Source organism: Burkholderia sp. GW821-FHT14F03, from assembly GCF_058803765.1.
Map to the genome: position 1 here is coordinate 20063 of NZ_JBXAPG010000036.1, position 20514 is coordinate 40576.

A 20514-nucleotide genomic window follows, 5' to 3' on the forward strand; every position below is an offset into this window, starting at 1 on the left:
CGTCCCCCGCCTTATTTGCCGCCGAGCGTTACAAACAGGGTCAGGAGCCCCAGCATGCCGATGATCATGGCGAACGCGTAGTGATAGATGTAACCGGATTGGAGGAAGCGGATCACGCCGGCGAACCAGCCGATGAAACGCGCGCTGCCGTTGACGAGGCCGTCGATCACCACGACGTCGCCTTCCTTCCACAGACCGCGCCCGATCGCGACCGAGCCCTTCGCGAACACGACCTCGTTGATCTTGTCCATGTAGTACTTGTTGTCCAGCAGCGTGTAGATCGGGCCGAACGCGCGGCGGACCACCGCCGGCAGATCCGGACGCTTCAGGTACAGGAACCACGCGACGATCACGCCGGCGGCCGCGAGCCACAGCGGCAGCGTCGAGATCGAATGCAGGCCGAGCGCGGCCCAGCCGTGGAATTCCTCGGCCATCTCGGCCAGCGCCGGGTGGTTCGCGCCGATGAAGATCACCTTGTCGAACGCGACGCCGTGCTGGAAGAAGTCGCCGAACAGCATCGGACCGATCGCGATCGCGCCGATCACGATCGACGGAATCGCCAGCAGCACGAGCGGCACCCACACGACCCACGGAGTCTCGTGCGGTTCGTGCGCGTGGTCGTCATGGCCGTGGCCGTGATCGTCGTGACCGTGCGCGGCCGCCTGCCCCATCGGCGAATCCGGATGCTTCGGCTTGCGGAAGCGCTCTTCGCCGTGAAACACCAGGAAGTACATGCGGAACGAGTACAGCGCGGTCACGAACACGCTCGCGACCACCGCGAAGTAGGCGAAGCCCGAACCCGGCAGGTGCGACAGCTTCACTGCATCGATGATCGAGTCCTTCGAGTAGAAGCCGGAGAAGAACGGCGTGCCGATCAGCGCCAGCGAGCCGATCAGCGACGTGATCCAGGTGATCGGCATGTACTTGCGCAGGCCGCCCATGTTGCGCATGTCCTGGTCGTGGTGCATGCCGATGATCACCGAGCCCGCGCCGAGGAACAGCAGCGCCTTGAAGAACGCGTGCGTCATCAGGTGGAACACGGCGACCGGGTAGGCGGACACGCCGAGCGCGACCGTCATGTAGCCGAGCTGCGACAGCGTCGAATACGCGACCACCCGCTTGATGTCGTTCTGGACGATGCCGAGGAAGCCCATGAACAGCGCCGTGATCGCGCCGATCACCGTGATGAACGACAGCGCCGCGTCGGACAGTTCGAACAGCGGCGACATGCGCGTCACCATGAAGATGCCGGCCGTCACCATGGTCGCCGCGTGAATCAGCGCGGAGATCGGCGTCGGGCCTTCCATCGAGTCAGGCAGCCACACGTGCAGCGGGAACTGCGCGGACTTGCCCATCGCGCCGATGAACAGACAGATACAGGCGACCGACAGCAGGCCCCAGTCGGTGCCCGGGAAGTGCAGCACCGCGAGCGCCTCGCGCTTCGCGAACACTTCGCCGTAGTTCATCGAGCCCGCGTAGGCGAGCAGCAGGCCAATGCCGAGCAGGAAGCCGAAGTCGCCGACGCGGTTCACGAGGAACGCCTTCATGTTGGCGTAGATCGCGCTTTCCCGCGTGAAGTAGAAGCCGATCAGCAGGTACGACACCAGGCCCACCGCTTCCCAGCCGAAGAACAGCTGCAGGAAGTTGTTGCTCATCACGAGCATCAGCATCGAGAACGTGAACAGCGAGATGTAGGAGAAGAAGCGCTGGTAGCCCTCTTCCTCCGACATGTAGCCGATCGTGTAGATGTGCACCATCAGCGAGACGAAGGTGACCACCACCATCATCATCGCGGTCAGCGAATCGACGAGGAAGCCGACCTCGAGCTTCAGCGAGCCCACGTTCATCCATTCGTAGACCGTCGCGTTGTAGCTCGCGCCGTTCATCACCTGGAGGAACACCATCGCGGAAAGGATGAGCGAGATCGCGACGCCGAGAATCGTGACCCGGTGCGCGCCCTTGCGCCCCACCGCGTTCCCGAACAGCCCCGCGATCAGCGAGCCGGCCAGCGGAGCGAGCGGAATCGCCAGCAGCAGGTTTTCATTGAGTGTCGTTGACATAACAGCGGTGCCTGAAATTAACCTTTGAGCTGATCGAGATCCTCGACATTGATCGTGTCGAGCTTGCGGAACAACGTCACCAGAATCGCGAGGCCGATGGCGGCTTCAGCCGCCGCGACCGTCAGCACGAAGAACACGAAGATCTGGCCGTGCACGTCGCCGAGGTAATGCGAGAACGCGACGAAATTGGTGTTCACCGCGAGCAGCATCAATTCGATCGACATCAGGATCACGATGATGTTGCGACGGTTCAGGAAGATCCCGACGATGGCGATCGCGAACAGGATCGCGCCGAGCACGAGGTAATGGGCCAAGGTCAACATTTGTCTTTCTCCTCCGCTTAGCCGTTGTTGCCGGTGGAACCGGCATCGCCGTCGACGGTTTCCGGCTGCGGCTTCTCCGCCTGCATCTTCACGAGGCGCACGCGGTCCTGGCGACGCACCTTCACCTGGTCGGACACGCGCTGCCGCTTGCTGTCCTTGCCCTTGCGCTCGGTCAACGCCACCGCGGCGATGATCGCGACGAGCAGCACCAGGCCGGCGACTTCGAAGGCGAAGATGTAATCGGTATAGATCACCTTGCCGATCAGGCGCGTGTTCGGCATGCCGGCGAGCGCGCCCGCGGCGATGTCGCGCACCGGCGCGGAGGTCGCGCCGTAGCCGCGCCACAGGATCAGCGCGGTCTCGACCACGATGATCGCGCCCACCACGGTCGCCATCGGCACGAAGCGCTTGAAGTCGCGCCGCAGCTCGTCCATGTTGATGTCCAGCATCATCACGACGAACAGGAACAGCACCATCACGGCGCCGACGTAGACCAGCACCAGCAGGATCGCGAGGAACTCGGCCTCGAGCAGCATCCAGATCGCGGCCGCGTTGAAGAACGCGAGCACGAGGAACAGCGCAGACCCGACCGGGTTGCGCGAAGTGATCACCTTCAGCCCCGAGACCACGAGGAGCAGCGAGAAGATGTAGAAGAGTACGGTCGTGAAGTCCATGATTACCGGTTCATCGTTAGGCCTGTATCAGGCGCGGTTCGTTGGCACAAGACAAGCGTGCCGCAACCGTCGCCGCGGCTCGGCCGGCCCGCTCGGGCCGGCACTGCATACCACCTGTTACCGATACGGCGCATCGGCGGCCTTCGCGGCCGCGATGTCCTTCTCGTAGCGGTCGCCCACCGCGAGCAGCATGTCCTTCGTGAAGTACAGGTCGCCGCGCTTCTCGCCGTGATACTCGAGGATCTGCGTCTCGACGATCGAGTCGACCGGGCAGCTTTCCTCGCAGAACCCACAGAAGATGCACTTGGTGAGATCGATGTCGTAGCGCGTCGTGCGGCGCGTGTTGTCCGCGCGCGTTTCCGACTCGATCGTGATCGCCAGCGCCGGGCACACCGCCTCGCACAGCTTGCATGCGATGCAGCGCTCTTCGCCGTTCTCGTAGCGGCGCAGCGCGTGCAGCCCGCGAAAGCGCGGCGAAATCGGCGTCTTCTCTTCCGGGAACTGCACCGTGAACTTGCGCTTGAACGCATAACGTCCGGTCAGCGCGAGCCCTTTCAGCAGCTCGACCAGGAAGAACGTCTTAAAGAAGTGTTGGATTGCCGTCATGATTTCAACCGCCCCTTAATTCCAGATATTCAGCGGCGACATGATCCAGAAGCCGACCACGATCACCCAGACCACGCACACCGGCAGAAACACCTTCCAGCCCAGGCGCATGATCTGGTCGTACCGGTAGCGCGGGAACGTCGCGCGGACCCAGATGAACACCGACAGCAGCGCGAAGACCTTCAGCACCAGCCAGAAGATGCCCGGGATGAACGACAGGAATTCGAACGGCGCGGACCAGCCGCCGAGGAACAGCGTCGCGGTCAGGGCCGAGATCACGATCATGTTGATGTACTCGGCGAGGAAGAACAGCGCGAACGCCATCCCCGAGTAATCGATCATGTGGCCCGCGACGATCTCGGACTCGCCTTCCACCACGTCGAACGGGTGGCGGTTCGTTTCCGCGATGCCCGACACGAAGTAGACGACGAACACCGGCAGAAGCGGCAGCCAGTTCCACGACAGGAAGTTGAGGCCGTAGCTCGCGAAGATGCCGTGCTGCTGCGAATTGACGATCGCCGACAGGTTCAGGCTGCCCGCCGTCATCAGCACGACGACCAGCGCGAAACCCATCGAGATTTCGTAGGACACCATCTGCGCGGCCGCGCGCATCGCGCCGAGAAACGCGTACTTCGAATTCGACGCCCAGCCCGCCAGGATCACCGCGTACACGCCGATCGACGAGATCGCGATCGCGTACAACAGGCCCGCGTTGATGTCGGCGAGCACCGCTTCCGCCTGGAACGGGATCACCGCCCACACCGCGAACGCGGGCAGCACGGTCATCACCGGCGCGATCAGGTAGAACCAGCGGCTCGCGGCCGTCGGCTGGATCACTTCCTTGAGCAGCAGCTTCAGCACGTCGGCGATCGGCTGCAGCAGGCCCGCCGGGCCCACGCGGTTCGGTCCGAGACGCACGTGGATCCAGCCGATCAGCTTGCGTTCCCACAGAATCAGGTACGCCACGCACAGCAGGATCACCACGCTGACGACGAGGATGCGCACGAGCGCCCATACCGTCGGCCACGCGACACCGAGAAGCTGGGCTCCGCCCGAGTTGATCGTATCGAACAAGCTCATTTACGCCTTCTCCACCACCAGTTCACCGGACAGGCTGCCAAGCTCAGCGCCGGCAGGCGTCGCCGCCGATACACGCACGACCGTCTCCGCAAGATTCTCGTCACGCACGGCCGGCAACTGCACCGCGCGATCGCCCTGGCGCACGCGCACCGCGTCGCCATCCTTCAGACCGAGCCGGTCGAACAGCGCGGCAGGCAGCGCCGCCTTGTTCGCCGCCTTCGCGGCCGCCGTCAGATGCAGCGAACCCGCGCGGCGCACCAGCGCGTCGGCGTGATAGATCGGCACGTCGGCGAGGCGCTCGAGGCCGCTGTTCGCCGCCGCCGCGACCCGCGCCGGCGCGACCGCCGTGTGGTTCGACAGGCGCTCGGCCGCCACGCGCTCGCCCAGCGCCGCGAGACGCACCTCTTCCGAGGTTTCGTATTCGAAGTTCGGCAGGTTCAGCAGGCTGCCCAGCACGCGCAGCACCTTCCAGGCCGGACGCGTGTCGCCCAGCGGACGCACGACGCCGTTGAACGACTGCGCGACGCCTTCCGCGTTGACGAACGTACCGGCCGTTTCCGTGAACGGCGCGATCGGCAGCAGGACGTCCGCGTAGTCGAGACCGTGCTTGAACGGCGACATCACGACCACCATCTCCGCCTGCTTCAGCGCGGCCAGGGCCTGCGCCGGGTCGGCCGTATCGAATTCCGGCTCGACGTTCAGCAGCACGTAGCCCTTGCGCGGCTGCGCGAACGCGTCGCGCGCATTGAGGCCGCCCTGGTCAGGCAGTGCGTTGACGAGGTGCGCGCCGACGGTATTGGCCGCTTCCGTCAGGAAGCCGAGCGTCGCGCCCGTCTGTTCCGCGATCCACTGCGCGGCCGCATGCAGCTGCGCGAATTGCGGATGTTGCACCACGCCGTTGCCGAGCAGCACGACGCGACGCTCGCCGCTCGTCAGCGCCTGCGCGACCTGCTGCGCGGCTTCCGATGCGGCGACGCCCGACAGCGCGTCCGGCAGCGCGACGCCGCGCGCCTGCGCGACCGCCGCGGCCACGCCGGCCAGCTCGTCGAACCATGTCGACGGCGCCGCCGCGATCCGCTTCGCGGTCGGGATCAGCGCATCGTCGCGGGTGGCGTTCAGGAAATGCAGCTTCGCGCCGTTCTTCGCGGCCTGACGCAGGCGCGCGGCGAAGAGGGGGTGGTCGCGGCGCAGGAACGAGCCGACGACGAACGCGGCGTTGACCGTCGACAGGTCGGCGATCGGCATGCCGAGCCACGGCGCACCGTTGACCGGCGCCGAGAAATCAGCCTGACGCAGGCGGAAATCGACGTTCGGGGTCTTCAGTTCACGCGCCAGCTGCTTGAGCAGGAACAGCTCCTCGACCGTGCTGTGCGCGCTCGACAGCGCGGCCAGCGCATTCGCGCCGTGATCGGCCGCGATGCCCTTGAGGCCCTTCGCCACGTATTCGAGCGCGGTCTGCCAGTCGGTTTCGAGCCACTGGCCGCCCTGCTTGAGCATCGGCTTGGTCAGGCGTTCTTCGCTGTTGAGGCCTTCGTACGAGAAACGGTCCTTGTCCGAGATCCAGCACTCGTTGACGGTCTCGTTCTCGAACGGCAGCACGCGCATCACGCGGTTGTTCTTGACCTGCACCACGAGGTTCGCGCCGACGGAATCGTGCGGGCTCACCGACTTGCGGCGCGACAGTTCCCAGGTACGGGCGCTGTAGCGGAACGGCTTGCTCGTGAGCGCGCCGACCGGGCACAGGTCGATCATGTTGCCGGACAGCTCGGAATCGACCGTCTTGCCGACGAAGGTCGTGATTTCCGAGTGCTCGCCGCGGCCCAGCATGCCGAGTTCCATCACGCCGGCGACTTCCTGGCCGAAGCGGACGCAACGCGTGCAGTGGATGCAGCGCGACATTTCTTCCATCGAGATCAGCGGGCCCACGTTCTTGTGGAACACCACGCGCTTCTCTTCGCTGTAGCGCGACGACGACTTGCCGTAGCCGACCGCCAGATCCTGCAGCTGACACTCGCCGCCCTGATCGCAGATCGGGCAGTCGAGCGGGTGATTGATGAGGAGGAATTCCATCACCGATTGCTGCGCCTTCACGGCCTTGTCGGACGTGGTGTGCACGATCATGCCGGCCGACACGGGCGTCGCGCAGGCCGGTACGGCCTTCGGCATCTTCTCGACTTCAACGAGACACATCCGGCAATTGGCCGCAACCGACAGCTTCTTGTGATAGCAGAAGTGAGGGATGTACTTGTCCGCCTTGTGCGCAGCCTGGATCACCATGCTGCCTTCGGGCACCTCGACCTTCTGGCCGTCTATTTCAAGTTCAACCATGATGGTGAATGGTCCTTAACCTATTTCCGCTCGTTCGCGCATACGCTCGACCGCGCGCTCGATATCCGCAACCGGGTTCCGCTTCAGGCCGCCGCCGCGTGCGCGTGGCCGCCGACCATGCAGTGCTTGTGCTCGACGTGATACGCGAACTCGTCCCAGTAGTGCTTGAGCATCCCGCGCACCGGCATCGCCGCCGCATCTCCGAGCGCGCAGATCGTGCGGCCCATGATGTTCTCGGCGACCGAGTTCAGCAGGTCCAGATCTTCCTTGCGACCCTCGCCGTGCTCGATCCGGTTCACGACGCGCCACAGCCAGCCCGTGCCTTCGCGGCACGGCGTGCACTGGCCGCACGATTCCTCGTGATAGAAGTACGACAGGCGCAGCAGCGAACGGACCATGCAACGCGTCTCGTCCATCACGATCACCGCGCCCGAGCCGAGCATCGAGCCGGCCTTCGCGATCGCGTCGTAATCCATGTCGGTCTGCATCATCAGATCGCCCGGCACCACCGGTGCGGACGACCCGCCCGGGATCACCGCCTTGATCTTCTTGCCGCCGCGCATCCCGCCCGCCAGCTCCATCAGCGTCGCGAACGGCGTGCCGAGCGGCACTTCGTAGTTGCCCGGACGCTCGACGTCGCCCGACACCGAGAAGATCTTCGTGCCGCCGTTGTTCGGCTTGCCGAGTTCGAGGTAGTTCTGCGGGCCGATGCTCAGCAGGAACGGCACCGCGGCGAACGTCTCGGTGTTGTTGATCGTGGTCGGCTTGCCGTACACGCCGAAGCTCGCCGGGAACGGCGGCTTGAAGCGCGGCTGGCCCTTCTTGCCTTCGAGCGATTCGAGCAGCGCGGTTTCCTCGCCGCAGATGTACGCGCCATAGCCATGGTGCGCATGCAGCTCGAACGAGAACTCGGAGCCCATGATGCGCTCGCCGAGGAAGCCGGCGCGGCGCGCTTCGTCGAGCGCCGCCTCGAAACGGCGATAGACCTCGAAGATCTCGCCGTGGATGTAGTTGTAGCCGACCGTGATGCCCATCGCGTACGCGCCGATCGCCATGCCCTCGATCAGGGCGTGCGGATTCCAGCGCAGGATGTCGCGGTCCTTGAACGTGCCCGGCTCGCCTTCGTCCGAGTTGCAGACGAGGTACTTCTGCCCCGGGAACTGGCGCGGCATGAAGCTCCACTTCAGGCCGGTCGGGAAGCCTGCGCCGCCGCGGCCGCGCAGCCCCGACGCCTTGACGTCGGCGATCACCTGCTCGGGCGGAATCTTTTCCTCGAGGATGCGGCGCAGCTGCTGGTAGCCGCCGCGCGCGACGTAGTCTTCGAGATGCCAGTTGTCGCCGTTCAGGCCGGCGAGAATCAGCGGTTTGATGTGACGATCGTGGAGGGACGTCATTTCGAGAGCTCCTCAAGCAGCTGGTCGATCTTCTCGCGGCTCATGAAGCTGCACATTTTGTGGTTGTTCAGCAGCAGCACCGGCGCGTCGCCGCACGAACCGAAGCACTCGCCTTCCTTCAGCGAGAACTTGCCGTCGGGCGTGGTTTCGCCGAAACCGATACCGAGCTTCTGCTTCAGATAAGCCGCGGTCGCTTCCGCACCGCCGTCCGGGCCGAGCTGGCACGGCAGGTTCGTGCAGAGCGTGATCTTGTGCTTGCCGACCGGTTGCAGCTCGTACATCGTGTAGAACGTCGCGACTTCCTGCACGGCGACGGCCGGCATGTCGAGATAGTCCGCGACGAACTGCATCAGTTCGGGCGACAGCCAGCCGTGCTCTTCCTGGGCGACGGCCAGTGCCGACATCACGGCGGACTGTTTCTGATCGGCGGGATACTTCGTCAACGCGCGATCGATTTCTTTCAGGCCTTCAGCTGAGATCATTTTCAGACACGACTCTTTCAATTCCTACCGAACGAACAACCTGCCGACTTGGGGGTACGGACGGCAGACCTGGCGCTCACTATTGACAGCTGGCGAGGGCGCAGCGCGCATCGCCGGTGATTCGCGGCGCCGCCCGACCGGGGCGGCGCCGCTCCTTAACGGTCGATCTCGCCGAACACGATGTCCTGCGTGCCGATGATCGTGACCGCATCGGCGATCATGTGGCCGCGGGCCATCTCGTCGAGCGCGGCCAGATGCGCATAGCCCGGCGCGCGGATCTTGAGCCGGTACGGCTTGTTCGCGCCGTCCGACACGAGATAGATGCCGAACTCGCCCTTCGGATGTTCGACGGCGGCGTACGCCTCGCCTTCCGGCACGTGGAAACCTTCGGTGAAGAGCTTGAAGTGGTGAATCAAGTCTTCCATGTTGGTCTTCATGCCGACGCGCGACGGCGGTGCAACCTTGTGATTGTCGATCATCACCGGGCCCGGATTCTTGCGCAGCCAATCAATACATTGTTTCGCGATGCGGGTCGATTGGCGCATTTCCTCGACGCGAACCAGGTAGCGGTCGTAGCAGTCGCCGTTCACGCCCACCGGGATATCGAAATCGAGGCGGTCGTACACTTCGTACGGCTGCTTCTTGCGCAGGTCCCATGCGATCCCCGAACCGCGGATCATCGGGCCCGTCAGGCCGAGCTGCAGCGCACGCTCCGGCGTCACCACGCCGATCCCGACGAGACGCTGCTTCCAGATCCGGTTGTCGGTCAGCAGCGTTTCGTATTCGTCGACGCAGGTCGGGAAACGATTGAAGAAATCTTCGATGAAGTCGAGCACCGAGCCCTGGCGCGCCTCGTTCATGCGTGCGAGCGCCTTCTCGTTGCGGATCTTCGACGCCTTGTACTGCGGCATCGCGTCCGGCAGGTCGCGATAGACGCCGCCCGGACGGTAATAGGCCGCGTGCATGCGCGCGCCCGACACCGCCTCGTAGACGTCCATCAGGTCCTCGCGCTCGCGGAACGCGTACAGGAACACCGCCATCGCGCCGACGTCGAGCGCGTGCGCGCCGATCCACATCAGGTGGTTCAGCACGCGCGTGATTTCATCGAACAGCACGCGGATGTACTGCGCGCGCTCCGGCACCTCGATGCCGAGCAGCCGCTCGATCGCCATCACGTAGCCGTGTTCGTTGACCATCATCGACACGTAGTCGAGACGATCCATGTAGGGTACGGACTGGATGAAGGTCTTGCCCTCGGCAAGCTTTTCCGTCCCGCGATGCAGGAGGCCGATGTGCGGGTCGGCGCGCTGGATCACTTCGCCATCGAGTTCGAGCACGAGGCGCAGCACACCGTGCGCGGCCGGGTGCTGCGGACCGAAGTTGAGCGTGTAGTTCTTGATTTCTGCCATGGCGCCCTCTTAATGTTTCAGACCGCCATAGCGATCCTCGCGGATCACGCGCGGCGTGATTTCGCGCGGCTCGATCGTCACCGGCTGGTACACGACGCGCTTCTCTTCCGGGTCGTAACGCATCTCGACGTAGCCGGAAACCGGGAAATCCTTGCGGAACGGGTGACCGATGAAGCCGTAGTCGGTCAGGATCCGGCGCAGGTCCGGATGGCCTTCGAACACGATGCCGTACAGGTCGAACGCCTCGCGCTCGTACCAGTTGGCCGAGGCCCACACGTTCACCATGGAGGCGACGATCGGCAGATCGTCGTCGGACGCGAACACGCGCAGGCGCAGCCGCCAGTTGTTCGACACCGACAGCAGTTGGAGCACCGCCGCGAAGCGCGGGCCGTCGTAGGCGCCGTCACCGTAGGTTTGATAGTCGACGCCGCACAGGTCGATCAACTGCTCGAAGCCGAGCGTGGGGTCGTCGCGCAATTGCGTCGCGACCTCGAGGTAGTCGCCCGCCTTCACGACGAGCGTCAGCTCGCCGACAGACTCGGTCAGGCTCACCACGCGCGCGCCGAGCGCGGCGTCGAGGTTCGCTTTGAGGGTCTCGATTTTGCTTGCCATATTGTGGGGTGCTCGGGGCGTTTATTGACGGGCGATGGTGGCGGTGCGGCGGATCTTCGCTTGCAGCTGGATCACGCCGTAGACCAACGCTTCCGCCGTCGGCGGACATCCGGGCACGTAGACATCGACCGGCACGATGCGATCGCAGCCGCGCACCACCGAATACGAATAGTGGTAGTAGCCGCCGCCGTTCGCGCACGACCCCATCGAGATCACCCAGCGCGGCTCGGCCATCTGGTCGTACACCTTGCGCAGCGCGGGCGCCATCTTGTTGCACAGCGTGCCCGCGACGATCATCACGTCCGACTGGCGCGGGCTCGGGCGAAACACGACGCCGAACCGATCCAGGTCGTAGCGGGCCGCGCCCGCATGCATCATCTCGACCGCACAACACGCGAGACCGAACGTCATCGGCCACAGCGAGCCGGTGCGCGTCCAGTTGATCAGCTTGTCAGCCGTGGTGGTGACAAAACCTTCCTTCAAGACCCCTTCGATACTCATTTGCTTTCCACTCCAGACAGGCGGCAGGCAGGGCCCGCCCATGCAAACCGGCGATTGAACCCGTCACTCCCAGTCGAGGCCACCCTTCTTCCAGATATACGCAAAGCCCAGCAGGAATTCGAGCAGGAAAATCATCATTGCCATGAACCCGGGCCAGCCGATGTCGCGCAGGGCGACGCCCCACGGAAACAGGAACGCGGTCTCGAGATCAAAGATGATGAACAGGATGGCGACGAGGTAGTAACGCACATCGAACTTCATGCGCGCGTCTTCGAACGCTTCGAAGCCGCACTCGTATGGGGAATTCTTTTGAGAGTCGGGCCTGTTGGGGCCGAGAAGCTTACCGATGCTGACCAGCGCTATGCCTAATCCGGCGCCCACGAGAATGAACAACAAGACGGGGTAATAGGCTGCGAGGTTCAAGGCTTTCCTCTATCGGTTGGTCTGAGCGCTCCGGAGAATAACACCTTCCGGAGAAAGGATCATTTCGGAGTGCCTGCGATCCCAAGACATCCGCAAGCATACGCCACAAATGAAAAATGCCAGCCCACACGAAGCGGCTGGCATTGAGTAACTTTGGTGCCGACGGCGAGACTCGAACTCGCACAGCTTTCGCCACTACCCCCTCAAGATAGCGTGTCTACCAATTTCACCACGTCGGCACTGCATGCAACCCGGGAGAGAACTTCTTGCGTCCCGCGAATCGCTTCAAGAATTAAATTCTAACCCGGCTTTCCAAATTGTTCAACGCACAAATCCGATTTTTTTAAACTTTTATTTCGGAACGTCCTGACCCGGCGCGGAGGCGCTCGACGTCGCGACGGCAGCCGATGCGGCAGCCGGCTGCGACGCGGCAGCAGCCGATGCAGGCGCCGTCGTGGCCGCACCGCCCAGCACGCCGACCGACGGCGCGGACTTGTAGGAGCCGAGGTAGGTCAGCGTGAGCGTCGCGATGAAGAAGATGGTCGCGAGAACCGCGGTGGTGCGCGACAGGAAGTTCGCGGAACCGGTCGCGCCGAACAAGCTGCCCGACGCCCCGCTGCCGAACGCCGCGCCCATGTCGGCGCCCTTGCCATGCTGCAGCAGCACAAGGCCGATCACGCCCAGCGCGGACAGCAGCTGCACCACAATAATCAGTACTTTCAGATACGGCATCACTCTCACCTGAGTTGGGGTTTGAGCGGCCGGCACGCGCCGACCGCCTGGATTCATTCACTATGCTGCGGACACGGCCCGCATCAGCCCGCGGCCCGGCAGATCGCCAGGAAATCGTCGCTCTTCAGCGACGCGCCGCCGATCAGGCCACCGTCGATGTCCGCCTGGCCGAACAGCTCGACCGCGTTGTCGGCCTTCACGCTGCCGCCATACAACAGCGACACGTGCGCCACGCCCTTCGCCTCGAGACGCGCGCGCAGGAACGCATGCACCTGCTGCGCCTGGTCGGACGTCGCGCTCTTGCCGGTGCCGATCGCCCAGACGGGTTCGTAGGCCACCACGATGCGCGCCGCCTCGTCCGTCGACAACACCGCCAGCACCGCGTCCAACTGCGTGCCGACCACCTGCTCGGTCACGCCGGCCTCGCGCTCTTCGAGCGTCTCGCCGACGCACACGACCGGCGTCAGGCCCGCCGCGAGCGCACGCTGCGTCTTCGCCGCGACCGCCGCATCGGTTTCGCCATGATACGCGCGCCGCTCGGAGTGACCGACGAGCGCATAGGCCGCACCGAATTCGGCCACCATGCCCGCGGCGACTTCGCCGGTGTACGCGCCCTGTTCGTGCGCGGACACGTCCTGCGCGCCCACCGCGACGCGGCCGCCCTGCAGCCGCCCGCACGCCTGCGCGAGATACGGGAACGGCACGCATACGCCGACGGCCACACTGTCCGGCACCGCGAGCGCGCCTTGCGCGACACTGTCCAGCAATGCCTGGTTGCCGTCGAGGCGGCCATGCATCTTCCAGTTGCCGATCACCCGCTTGGTTCTTTGTTTCGACATCGTTCGTCTCGTCATGGACATGCCGGCAGGGCCGGCCGTCGGGTTCATCCGGCGAAGCAAACCTGCGATTTTACTGCGCGGCCCAGGAACCGGTCAAACCGGCCCTGTCAAGCGTTCGCCCCCCCATTCCAGCACGATCTTGCCGACATGCTCGCTGCTCTCCATCAGCGCGTGCGCATCGGCCGCCTGCTCGGCCGGGAAGGTCCGGTAGATCACGGGCTTGATGTGCCCGTCGGCCAGCAGCGGCCACACGCGCTCATGCAGCTGCGCGGCGATCCGCGCCTTGAATTCGACCGGACGCGGCCGCAGCGTCGACCCGGTCACCGTCAGGCGCCGGCGCAGAATCTCGCCGAGATTCACCTCGGACTTCGCGCCGCCGAGCAGCGCGATCAGCACCAGCCGGCCGCCGTCGGCGAGCGCGCTCAGTTCGCGCGGCACGTAGCTGCCCGCGACCATGTCGAGGATCACGTCGACGCCGCGATCCTGGGTCAGCGCCTTCACGACCTCGACGAAATCCTCGGTGCGGTAATTGATCGCACGCTCCGCGCCGAGGCGCTCGCACGCCCGGCACTTGTCGTCGCTGCCCGCGGTGGCGAACACCCGGAAGCCCAGCGCATGCGCGATCTGGATCGCCGTCACGCCGATCCCGCTCGAGCCGCCCTGCACGAGCAGCGTCTCGTGCGGGCCGCCCTCGCCCGCGCCCAGCGCCGCGCGATCGAACACGTTGCTCCACACCGTGAAGAACGTCTCCGGCAGCGACGCCGCCTCGAGGTCCGTGAGCCCCGCGGGCACCGGCAGGCACTGCGCGAGCGGCGCCGCGACGTATTCCGCGTAGCCGCCGCCCGCGACGAGCGCGCATACGCGGTCGCCGCGCTTCAGGCCGAACGGGTTCGCGGCCGGATCGGACAGGTCGCCGTCGACGATCTCGCCCGCCACCTCGAGCCCCGGCAGATCGGAGACGCCCGGCTGCGGGGGATACGCGCCCTTGCGCTGAAACACATCAGGGCGATTCACGCCCGACGCCGCCGCCTTGATCAGGACTTCGCCGCGCTTGAGATCGGGGCGCGGGCGCTCGGCGAGCTTCAACACCTCGGGCGCGCCGAATTCGGTGATTTCGATCGCTTTCATGCTGTGGCTCCAGAAGCGGGATGGGTGTGCGTCGCAGCCGGCGCACACCCATCCATCCTGCAAGAAAAACGGCCGGTGCGCGCGTGCGTCACCGGCCGTCGATGCGCCGCTTACTGCTGCGGCGGCGTGCCGTCGTGCGAGCCGGCCGCTTCGTTCAGCAGCGCCTTCGCCGACAGGCGGACCCGACCCTTCTCGTCCGTCTGGATGACCTTGACCTTCACCTGCTGGCCTTCCTTCAGGTAGTCATTGATGTCCTTCACACGCTCGTTGACGATTTCCGAGATGTGCAGCAGGCCATCCTTGCCCGGCAGCAGGTTCACGATCGCGCCGAAATCGAGCAGCTTGAGGACCGTGCCCTCGTACACCTGACCGACTTCGATCTCGGCCGTGATGTTCTCGATGCGCTTCTTCGCCTCGGCCATGCCTTCGCTGCTCGTGCTCGCGATGGTCACGACGCCGTCGTCGGAGATGTCGATCGTCGTGCCGGTTTCCTCGGTCAGCGCGCGGATCACCGAACCGCCCTTGCCGATCACGTCGCGGATCTTTTCCGGGTTGATCTTGATGGTGATCATGCGCGGCGCAAACTCCGACAGCTGCGTGTTCGCACCCGACACGGCGGCCGTCATCTTGCCGAGGATGTGCATGCGGCCTTCCTGCGCTTGCGCGAGGGCGACCTGCATGATTTCCTTGGTGATGCCCTGAATCTTGATGTCCATCTGCAGCGCGGTCACGCCTTCGGCCGTGCCGGCCACCTTGAAGTCCATGTCGCCGAGATGATCTTCGTCGCCGAGGATATCGGTCAGCACCGCGAACTTGTTGCCCTCAAGGATCAGGCCCATCGCGATGCCCGCGACGTGCGCCTTCATCGGCACACCGGCGTCCATCAGCGCGAGGCAGCCGCCGCACACCGACGCCATCGACGACGAACCGTTCGATTCGGTGATTTCCGACACCACGCGGATCGAGTAGCCGAACTCGTCGGCGCTCGGCAGGCACGCGACCAGCGCGCGCTTCGCGAGGCGGCCGTGGCCGATTTCGCGACGCTTCGGCGAGCCGACGCGGCCCGTTTCGCCGGTCGCGAACGGGGGCATGTTGTAGTGGAGCATGAAGCGCTCGCGGTATTCGCCTTCGAGCGCGTCGATGATCTGCTCGTCGCCCTTGGTGCCGAGCGTCGCGACGACGAGTGCCTGCGTCTCGCCGCGCGTGAACAGCGCGGAACCGTGGGTGCGCGGCAGCACGCCCGTGCGGATCTCGATCGGACGCACGGTGCGCGTGTCGCGGCCGTCGATGCGCGGCTCGCCGTTCAGGATCTGCGAACGGACGATCTTCGCCTCGATGTCGAACAGCACGTTGCCGACGGTGGCCTTGTCGGCCGCTGCCGTGCCGGCTGCCAGCGCTTCTTCCTCGAGCTTCGCCGAGGTCGCCGCGTAGGCTTCCTTCAGCTTGGCCGAGCGCGCCTGCTTGTCGCGGATCTGGTAAGCGACGAGCAGCGCCGGCTGCGCCAGCTCAGTCACGCGGGCGATCAGCGCCTCGTTCTTCGGCGCCGGCTGCCAATCCCACTCGGGCTTGCCGCCGTCGCGCACCAGCGCGTGGATCGCGTCGATCGCGACCTGCATCTGCTCGTGGCCGAACACCACGGCCCCCAGCATCACGTCTTCCGGCAGCTGGTCGGCTTCCGACTCGACCATCAGCACGGCGCGCTCGGTGCCCGCGACCACGAGGTCGAGGCGCGACGCCTTGATCTGCGCGCGGGTCGGGTTCAGCACGTACTGGCTATCGATGTAGGCGACGCGCGCGGCGCCGACCGGGCCGTTGAACGGCAGGCCGGACACGGCCAGCGCAGCCGACGCGCCGATCAGCGCGGGGATGTCGGCCGGCACTTCCGGGTTCACCGACAGCACGTGGATGACCACCTGCACTTCGTTGTAGAAGCCTTCCGGGAACAGCGGGCGCAGCGGACGGTCGATGAGGCGCGAGGTCAGGGTCTCGTGCTCCGACGGACGGCCTTCGCGACGGAAGAAGCCGCCCGGGATCTTGCCGGCCGAGTAGGTCTTCTCGATGTAGTCGACGGTCAGCGGGAAGAAATCCTGGCCCGGCTTCGCCGACTTCGCGCCGACGACGGTCGCGAGCACCACGGTGTCCTCGATGTCGACGATCACGGCGCCGCCTGCCTGACGGGCGATCTCACCGGTTTCGAGGCGCACCTTGTGCTGGCCCCACTGGAATTCCTTCACGACTTTATTGAACAGAGACATGGTCGCTCCTTGTTGTTCGTTCATCTCGATTCGCCGCGCGCGGCGCCTGGCCGGCGCGGCGGCGTCGCGCCCAGGCCGTATGGGAAGAGGTGTGTTTTTTATGCCATTCCAGCGCGGCGCCCGACACGTGCGGCGCGCTGGAATGACACAAAGCTCAACCCTGGAACCTGGCCGCTTGGACCCGCGGCCGGTTGCCCGGCGCGGACCCCGCGGTACGGATCACGCTGCGTACCGCGCAAAAACAAAATGCCTGCATCAGCGGACTGACACAGGCATCTTGCTGGAGGCGTTCGCCCCGCTTACTTACGCAGACCCAGCTTCTCGATCAGCGCGCGGTAACGGTCGGCGTCCTTGCCCTTGAGGTAGTCGAGCAGCTTGCGGCGACGGCTCACCATGCGCAGCAGGCCACGACGGCTGTGGTGGTCCTTCGCGTGGGTCTTGAAGTGACCCGTGAGTTCCACGATGCGCGCGGTCAGCAGCGCGACCTGGACTTCGGGCGACCCCGTGTCGTTGGTGGCGCGGGCAAACTGAGAAACGACTTCCGACTTCTTGATATCAGCAACAGACATGTGATTTCCTTTCAGACTAAACAGGCGGACACGGAAGAAAGGCCGTGCCGTGACTTACAACCGGCGGGCATTGTAGCATAAGTCCCCCGCCCGGCCACGCCCGCCTTTCAGGGCCGCTGCATCACGCACGCGGCCGGCGCGGCCGCCTCCGTCGGCGGCACCGCCAGCACGGTTCGGAAACCATAACCCGACCCTTCGTTGTCGAAGCGCACGCCGCGCGTGCCCGCCTTGTCCATCTGCATGACATAAAGGGGTTGAATCAGTTGATGGTCAGCCGCGCGCATCCGCACCGGGTGGAAGCCGTCGTCGAAACGCATCCCCTCGAGCGCACGCGCCACGGCGACGGGATCGGCGCTGCCCGCCTTCGACATCGCGGCGGCCAGCATCTCCACCATCTCGCTCATGCGCCGCACCGGGTAGTCGTCCTGGGCTGCCGGGAAACGCGCGCGGAACGCCTGGTAGAACGCGTCCGACTGCGCGCCACCCGCGTTCGGGTGCCAGTCGGCCACCGCCAGCACGCGCCGCACGCCGGCGTCGCCCAGCGCGGCCGGCGCGCCGAGGCTGTTGCCGTAGAACGTATAGAAGCGGGTGTCGAGCCCCTGCTCGCGGGCCGCCTTGACGAGCAGCGTCAGGTCGTTGCCCCAGTTGCCGGTGATCACCGCGTCGGCGCCGCCCGCGCGGATCTTCTCGACATACGGCGCGAAATCCTTGACCCGCCCGATTGGATGGAACTCGTCGCCGACCACCGCGATGTCCGGCCGCCGCGCCTTCAGCGCGGCGCGGGCCAGCGCGCTGACGTCGCGCCCGAAGCTGTAGTCCTGGTTCAGCAGGTAGACCTTGCGCACCGCGCGGTCGCCCGCCAGCACGTCGACGAGCGCATCCATCCGCAGCCCCGCGTGCGCATCGAAGCGGAAATGCCAGAAGCTGCACGCGCTGCCCGTCAGCGCCGGATCGTCGGCCGAGTAGTTGAGGAACAGCGCGCGATGCGCGGGGTCGCGCGCATTCTGGCGCGCGAGCGCGGTCACGAGCGCCGCCGCCACCGCCGAACCGTTGCCCTGCATCACGAAGCCGATCTGCCGGTCGCGCGCCGCGCGCAACTGGACCAGCGCCTCCTCGACGCCACCCTTGCTGTCGAACACCACGAGTTCGAGCGGATGCATGCCGTCGCGCAGCTTCACGCCGCCCCGCGCGTTCACGCGCTCGACGCCGAAACGCAGATTGCGCTCCACCGCGGCGCCCGCGTTGGCGAACGGCCCCGACATGCCCTCGATGAGCGCGAGCCTGACCGGCTCGCCCGCCGCCTGCGCGCTCGCTGCCCACGGCGCCAACAGCGCGCAGGCCGTCCACGCGGCCGCCACCGCCCGCATCCATCGTTGCATCGCGCCACTCCCTCTCGATTCACGAAGCGCGGATCATACCCCGCCGCGCTTTTGCGGCTTTTCCGCGCGCGGCGTGCGCCGGCGCGCGCCGGGCGTGATAAAACGTCGGATATCCCGTGTCATGGAGATTCCTATGCTCATCCGCCTCCCGGTCCTGCTCGCCTGCGCCGCCGCGCTTCTCGCCGGCTGCGCGCAGCCGTGGCAGCAGTTCCAGGCCGGCCAGGACCAGTCGGCGATCGTCGCGCGCATGGGTCCGCCGCGCGAGATCTACGATCTGCCGAACGGCGGCAAGCGGCTGATGTGGCCGACCCAGCCGATGGGCGAGGTCACGACGGCGGCCGATGTCGACGCGAGCGGCAAGATCGTCAACGTGCGTCAAGTGCTGCAGCCGAACGAGTTCTATCGCGCGGAAATCGGCAAGTGGACGAAAACCGACGTGCTCGTGAACTTCGGGCGCCCGGTCGAGACCGCCTACTTCCCGCTGATGAAGCGCGAGACCTGGACCTACCGCTACCTGGAAGACAACGTCTGGTACATGCTTTACAGCTTCTATTTCGACGACCAGGGCATCCTGCGCCTGACGCAGAAAACGCCGGATCCGCTGCACGATCCCGACCGCCGTACGCTTTTCTGAAATATTTTCCGCCCATCGGTGACATTTGGATAGAAATAGCCATTTAATCAGGCAAGATTTACCCTTGCCGCGATTAAATGGCTTTTTTGTTATTTTATTTTCATACCGCCGTCATGCCGCGCGCCTGTGCAGCCGCGCGCCTGTGCGCGAACCAGCGTGAGACGCCCGTCCCACCGGCATGCGCGCCACCGCCCTCCGATCGCCAGTATGGTGCGTCCCGCGCTCGCTTTCGCCACCGCCGCGCCAATTCCGGTGCAAATGCAAACAATCACCGCGATAAATTGAAACAGAATGTTTCAATTCGAACTCTTGAATAAGACAAACCCCTAATATCACCCATCGACCACCTTTCAATTTAGAAAGGTATTGGGTTTTAACGACGCCGGCTGTCGGATATTTCCGATTCATTATGAAGGAATCCTCATGAACCGTCCCAAGAGCATGCTCGCTGCCAACATCGCCTGGGCCCGCGAAACGGCCGAACGCGCGCCCGACTTCTTCGACACGCTCGCGCGCGGCCAGAATCCGCGCGTCCTCTGGATCGGCTGCGCCGACAGCCGCGTGCCGGCGGAAACCATCACCCACAGTGCGCCCGGCGAGCTGTTCGTCCACCGCAACATCGCGAACCTGTTCCAGCCCGACGACGACAACTGCGCCAGCGTGCTCGAGTACGCGGTGCGCGTGCTGAAGGTCGACCACGTGATCGTCTGCGGCCACTACGGCTGCGGTGGCGTGCGCGCCTCGCTGCTGCCGCCCTCGCCCGCGCTGCCGCACGTGAACCGCCGGATCGCGCCGCTGTGCGCGCTGGCCGCGCGCCATCGCGGCGAACTCGACCCGCTGCCGTCCGACCAGGCCGCCGACCGGCTCGCCGAACTCAACGTGCTGGAGCAGGTGCGCGCGCTGCGCGACGCCGCGATCATCCGCGACAGCGACCCCGCGCCGCTCGTGCACGGCTGGATCTTTTCGCTGGCGGACGGCCGCCTGAAGGAGCTGACATCCGGCTACCCCGCCCGCGCCGTCGCACCGCACGCCGCCGCCCAGGCGGAAGCCGCGCCCGCGCTGTCCTGACCCGCCTCCCCCTTTCTT

20 protein-coding genes and 1 tRNA gene are annotated in these 20514 nt (G+C 65.4%); 2 read left to right on the top strand and 19 right to left on the bottom strand.

From position 1 onward, the window contains the following. Positions 1–11: 11 nt before the first annotated feature. The 19 genes from nuoL to AC1RQF_RS23145 all read right to left on the bottom strand — a co-directional run bounded on the left by nuoL (position 12) and on the right by AC1RQF_RS23145 (position 18782). Positions 12–2060: an NADH-quinone oxidoreductase subunit L gene (gene nuoL / locus AC1RQF_RS23055; RefSeq protein WP_274004130.1), complete on the bottom strand. Its 2049-nt coding sequence runs from the start codon at positions 2058–2060 to the stop codon at positions 12–14. Between the two features lie 17 nt (positions 2061–2077). After that, on the bottom strand, positions 2078–2383 hold the full coding sequence (gene nuoK / locus AC1RQF_RS23060; RefSeq protein WP_252983714.1) for an NADH-quinone oxidoreductase subunit NuoK: 306 nt from the start codon (positions 2381–2383) through the stop codon (positions 2078–2080). A gap of 17 nt (positions 2384–2400) precedes the next feature. Further along, complete coding sequence (locus AC1RQF_RS23065) at positions 2401–3057, bottom strand: NADH-quinone oxidoreductase subunit J (protein WP_274004131.1); 657 nt, start codon at positions 3055–3057, stop codon at positions 2401–2403. 117 nt (positions 3058–3174) lie between these two features. After that, positions 3175–3663: an NADH-quinone oxidoreductase subunit NuoI gene (gene nuoI, locus AC1RQF_RS23070; protein WP_252983716.1), complete on the bottom strand. Its 489-nt coding sequence runs from the start codon at positions 3661–3663 to the stop codon at positions 3175–3177. A gap of 15 nt (positions 3664–3678) precedes the next feature. Continuing rightward, positions 3679–4743, bottom strand: a complete 1065-nt coding sequence (gene nuoH, locus AC1RQF_RS23075; RefSeq protein ID WP_274004132.1) for an NADH-quinone oxidoreductase subunit NuoH — start codon at positions 4741–4743, stop codon at positions 3679–3681. Further along, a complete protein-coding gene (gene nuoG / locus AC1RQF_RS23080; RefSeq protein ID WP_492873049.1) occupies positions 4744–7071 on the bottom strand; it encodes an NADH-quinone oxidoreductase subunit NuoG in 2328 nt (775 codons plus the stop codon). Between the two features lie 83 nt (positions 7072–7154). Continuing rightward, on the bottom strand, positions 7155–8465 hold the full coding sequence (gene nuoF, locus AC1RQF_RS23085) for an NADH-quinone oxidoreductase subunit NuoF (RefSeq protein WP_274004135.1): 1311 nt from the start codon (positions 8463–8465) through the stop codon (positions 7155–7157). Then, positions 8462–8947 carry an NADH-quinone oxidoreductase subunit NuoE gene (gene nuoE / locus AC1RQF_RS23090; protein ID WP_252983720.1) on the bottom strand — a complete coding sequence of 162 codons (486 nt, stop codon included), beginning with the start codon at positions 8945–8947 and terminating at the stop codon, positions 8462–8464. The genes nuoF and nuoE overlap by 4 nt, the downstream gene beginning before the upstream one ends. Positions 8948–9102: 155 nt before the next feature. After that, positions 9103–10356, bottom strand: coding sequence for an NADH-quinone oxidoreductase subunit D (locus tag AC1RQF_RS23095; RefSeq protein WP_274004138.1), 1254 nt, complete (start codon positions 10354–10356; stop codon positions 9103–9105). Positions 10357–10365: 9 nt separating this feature from the next. Next, positions 10366–10968 carry an NADH-quinone oxidoreductase subunit C gene (locus tag AC1RQF_RS23100; RefSeq protein WP_274004140.1) on the bottom strand — a complete coding sequence of 201 codons (603 nt, stop codon included), beginning with the start codon at positions 10966–10968 and terminating at the stop codon, positions 10366–10368. A gap of 21 nt (positions 10969–10989) precedes the next feature. Beyond that, positions 10990–11469: a NuoB/complex I 20 kDa subunit family protein gene (locus tag AC1RQF_RS23105; RefSeq protein WP_274004143.1), complete on the bottom strand. Its 480-nt coding sequence runs from the start codon at positions 11467–11469 to the stop codon at positions 10990–10992. Between the two features lie 63 nt (positions 11470–11532). Continuing rightward, positions 11533–11892: an NADH-quinone oxidoreductase subunit A gene (locus AC1RQF_RS23110; RefSeq protein ID WP_274004145.1), complete on the bottom strand. Its 360-nt coding sequence runs from the start codon at positions 11890–11892 to the stop codon at positions 11533–11535. A gap of 154 nt (positions 11893–12046) precedes the next feature. Further along, a tRNA-Leu gene (locus tag AC1RQF_RS23115) sits at positions 12047–12131 on the bottom strand. 112 nt (positions 12132–12243) lie between these two features. Beyond that, the gene (gene secG, locus AC1RQF_RS23120) at positions 12244–12624 is read right to left on the bottom strand and encodes a preprotein translocase subunit SecG (protein WP_274004147.1); all 381 of its coding nucleotides are present in this window, start codon (positions 12622–12624) and stop codon (positions 12244–12246) included. A gap of 83 nt (positions 12625–12707) precedes the next feature. Next, complete coding sequence (gene tpiA / locus AC1RQF_RS23125; RefSeq protein ID WP_274004149.1) at positions 12708–13511, bottom strand: triose-phosphate isomerase; 804 nt, start codon at positions 13509–13511, stop codon at positions 12708–12710. 45 nt (positions 13512–13556) lie between these two features. After that, positions 13557–14591 carry an NAD(P)H-quinone oxidoreductase gene (locus tag AC1RQF_RS23130; RefSeq protein ID WP_492873050.1) on the bottom strand — a complete coding sequence of 345 codons (1035 nt, stop codon included), beginning with the start codon at positions 14589–14591 and terminating at the stop codon, positions 13557–13559. A 110-nt stretch (positions 14592–14701) separates the two neighbouring features. Then, positions 14702–16846: a polyribonucleotide nucleotidyltransferase gene (pnp, locus tag AC1RQF_RS23135; RefSeq protein WP_492873051.1), complete on the bottom strand. Its 2145-nt coding sequence runs from the start codon at positions 16844–16846 to the stop codon at positions 14702–14704. Positions 16847–17145: 299 nt separating this feature from the next. Further along, the gene (rpsO, locus tag AC1RQF_RS23140; protein WP_274004153.1) at positions 17146–17415 is read right to left on the bottom strand and encodes a 30S ribosomal protein S15; all 270 of its coding nucleotides are present in this window, start codon (positions 17413–17415) and stop codon (positions 17146–17148) included. Positions 17416–17522: 107 nt separating this feature from the next. Beyond that, on the bottom strand, positions 17523–18782 hold the full coding sequence (locus AC1RQF_RS23145; protein WP_274004338.1) for a branched-chain amino acid ABC transporter substrate-binding protein: 1260 nt from the start codon (positions 18780–18782) through the stop codon (positions 17523–17525). 145 nt (positions 18783–18927) lie between these two features. On the opposite strand from AC1RQF_RS23145, the gene AC1RQF_RS23150 reads away from it, so the two are divergent. After that, entirely contained in the window at positions 18928–19428 is a 501-nt protein-coding gene (locus AC1RQF_RS23150) for a hypothetical protein (RefSeq protein WP_274004155.1), read from the top strand. A gap of 423 nt (positions 19429–19851) precedes the next feature. Then, positions 19852–20496, top strand: coding sequence for a carbonic anhydrase (locus AC1RQF_RS23155; RefSeq protein ID WP_274004156.1), 645 nt, complete (start codon positions 19852–19854; stop codon positions 20494–20496). Positions 20497–20514 lie beyond the last annotated feature (18 nt).

Coding starts and splice junctions, on each gene's coding strand:
- AC1RQF_RS23095 (WP_274004138.1), bottom strand. CDS start 10,356: ATGGCAGAAATCAAGAACTACACGCTCAACTTCGGTCCGCAGCACCCG.
- AC1RQF_RS23100 (WP_274004140.1), bottom strand. CDS start 10,968: ATGGCAAGCAAAATCGAGACCCTCAAAGCGAACCTCGACGCCGCGCTC.
- rpsO (WP_274004153.1), bottom strand. CDS start 17,415: ATGTCTGTTGCTGATATCAAGAAGTCGGAAGTCGTTTCTCAGTTTGCC.
- nuoL (WP_274004130.1), bottom strand. CDS start 2,060: ATGTCAACGACACTCAATGAAAACCTGCTGCTGGCGATTCCGCTCGCT.
- nuoK (WP_252983714.1), bottom strand. CDS start 2,383: ATGTTGACCTTGGCCCATTACCTCGTGCTCGGCGCGATCCTGTTCGCG.
- AC1RQF_RS23065 (WP_274004131.1), bottom strand. CDS start 3,057: ATGGACTTCACGACCGTACTCTTCTACATCTTCTCGCTGCTCCTCGTG.
- nuoH (WP_274004132.1), bottom strand. CDS start 4,743: ATGAGCTTGTTCGATACGATCAACTCGGGCGGAGCCCAGCTTCTCGGT.
- AC1RQF_RS23145 (WP_274004338.1), bottom strand. CDS start 18,782: ATGCGGGCGGTGGCGGCCGCGTGGACGGCCTGCGCGCTGTTGGCGCCG.
- nuoE (WP_252983720.1), bottom strand. CDS start 8,947: ATGATCTCAGCTGAAGGCCTGAAAGAAATCGATCGCGCGTTGACGAAG.
- nuoG (WP_492873049.1), bottom strand. CDS start 7,071: ATGGTTGAACTTGAAATAGACGGCCAGAAGGTCGAGGTGCCCGAAGGC.
- nuoI (WP_252983716.1), bottom strand. CDS start 3,663: ATGACGGCAATCCAACACTTCTTTAAGACGTTCTTCCTGGTCGAGCTG.
- tpiA (WP_274004149.1), bottom strand. CDS start 13,511: ATGAACCCGACGGCCGGCCCTGCCGGCATGTCCATGACGAGACGAACG.
- AC1RQF_RS23155 (WP_274004156.1), top strand. CDS start 19,852: ATGAACCGTCCCAAGAGCATGCTCGCTGCCAACATCGCCTGGGCCCGC.
- AC1RQF_RS23150 (WP_274004155.1), top strand. CDS start 18,928: ATGCTCATCCGCCTCCCGGTCCTGCTCGCCTGCGCCGCCGCGCTTCTC.
- pnp (WP_492873051.1), bottom strand. CDS start 16,846: ATGTCTCTGTTCAATAAAGTCGTGAAGGAATTCCAGTGGGGCCAGCAC.
- AC1RQF_RS23130 (WP_492873050.1), bottom strand. CDS start 14,591: ATGAAAGCGATCGAAATCACCGAATTCGGCGCGCCCGAGGTGTTGAAG.
- secG (WP_274004147.1), bottom strand. CDS start 12,624: ATGCCGTATCTGAAAGTACTGATTATTGTGGTGCAGCTGCTGTCCGCG.
- nuoF (WP_274004135.1), bottom strand. CDS start 8,465: ATGACGTCCCTCCACGATCGTCACATCAAACCGCTGATTCTCGCCGGC.
- AC1RQF_RS23105 (WP_274004143.1), bottom strand. CDS start 11,469: ATGAGTATCGAAGGGGTCTTGAAGGAAGGTTTTGTCACCACCACGGCT.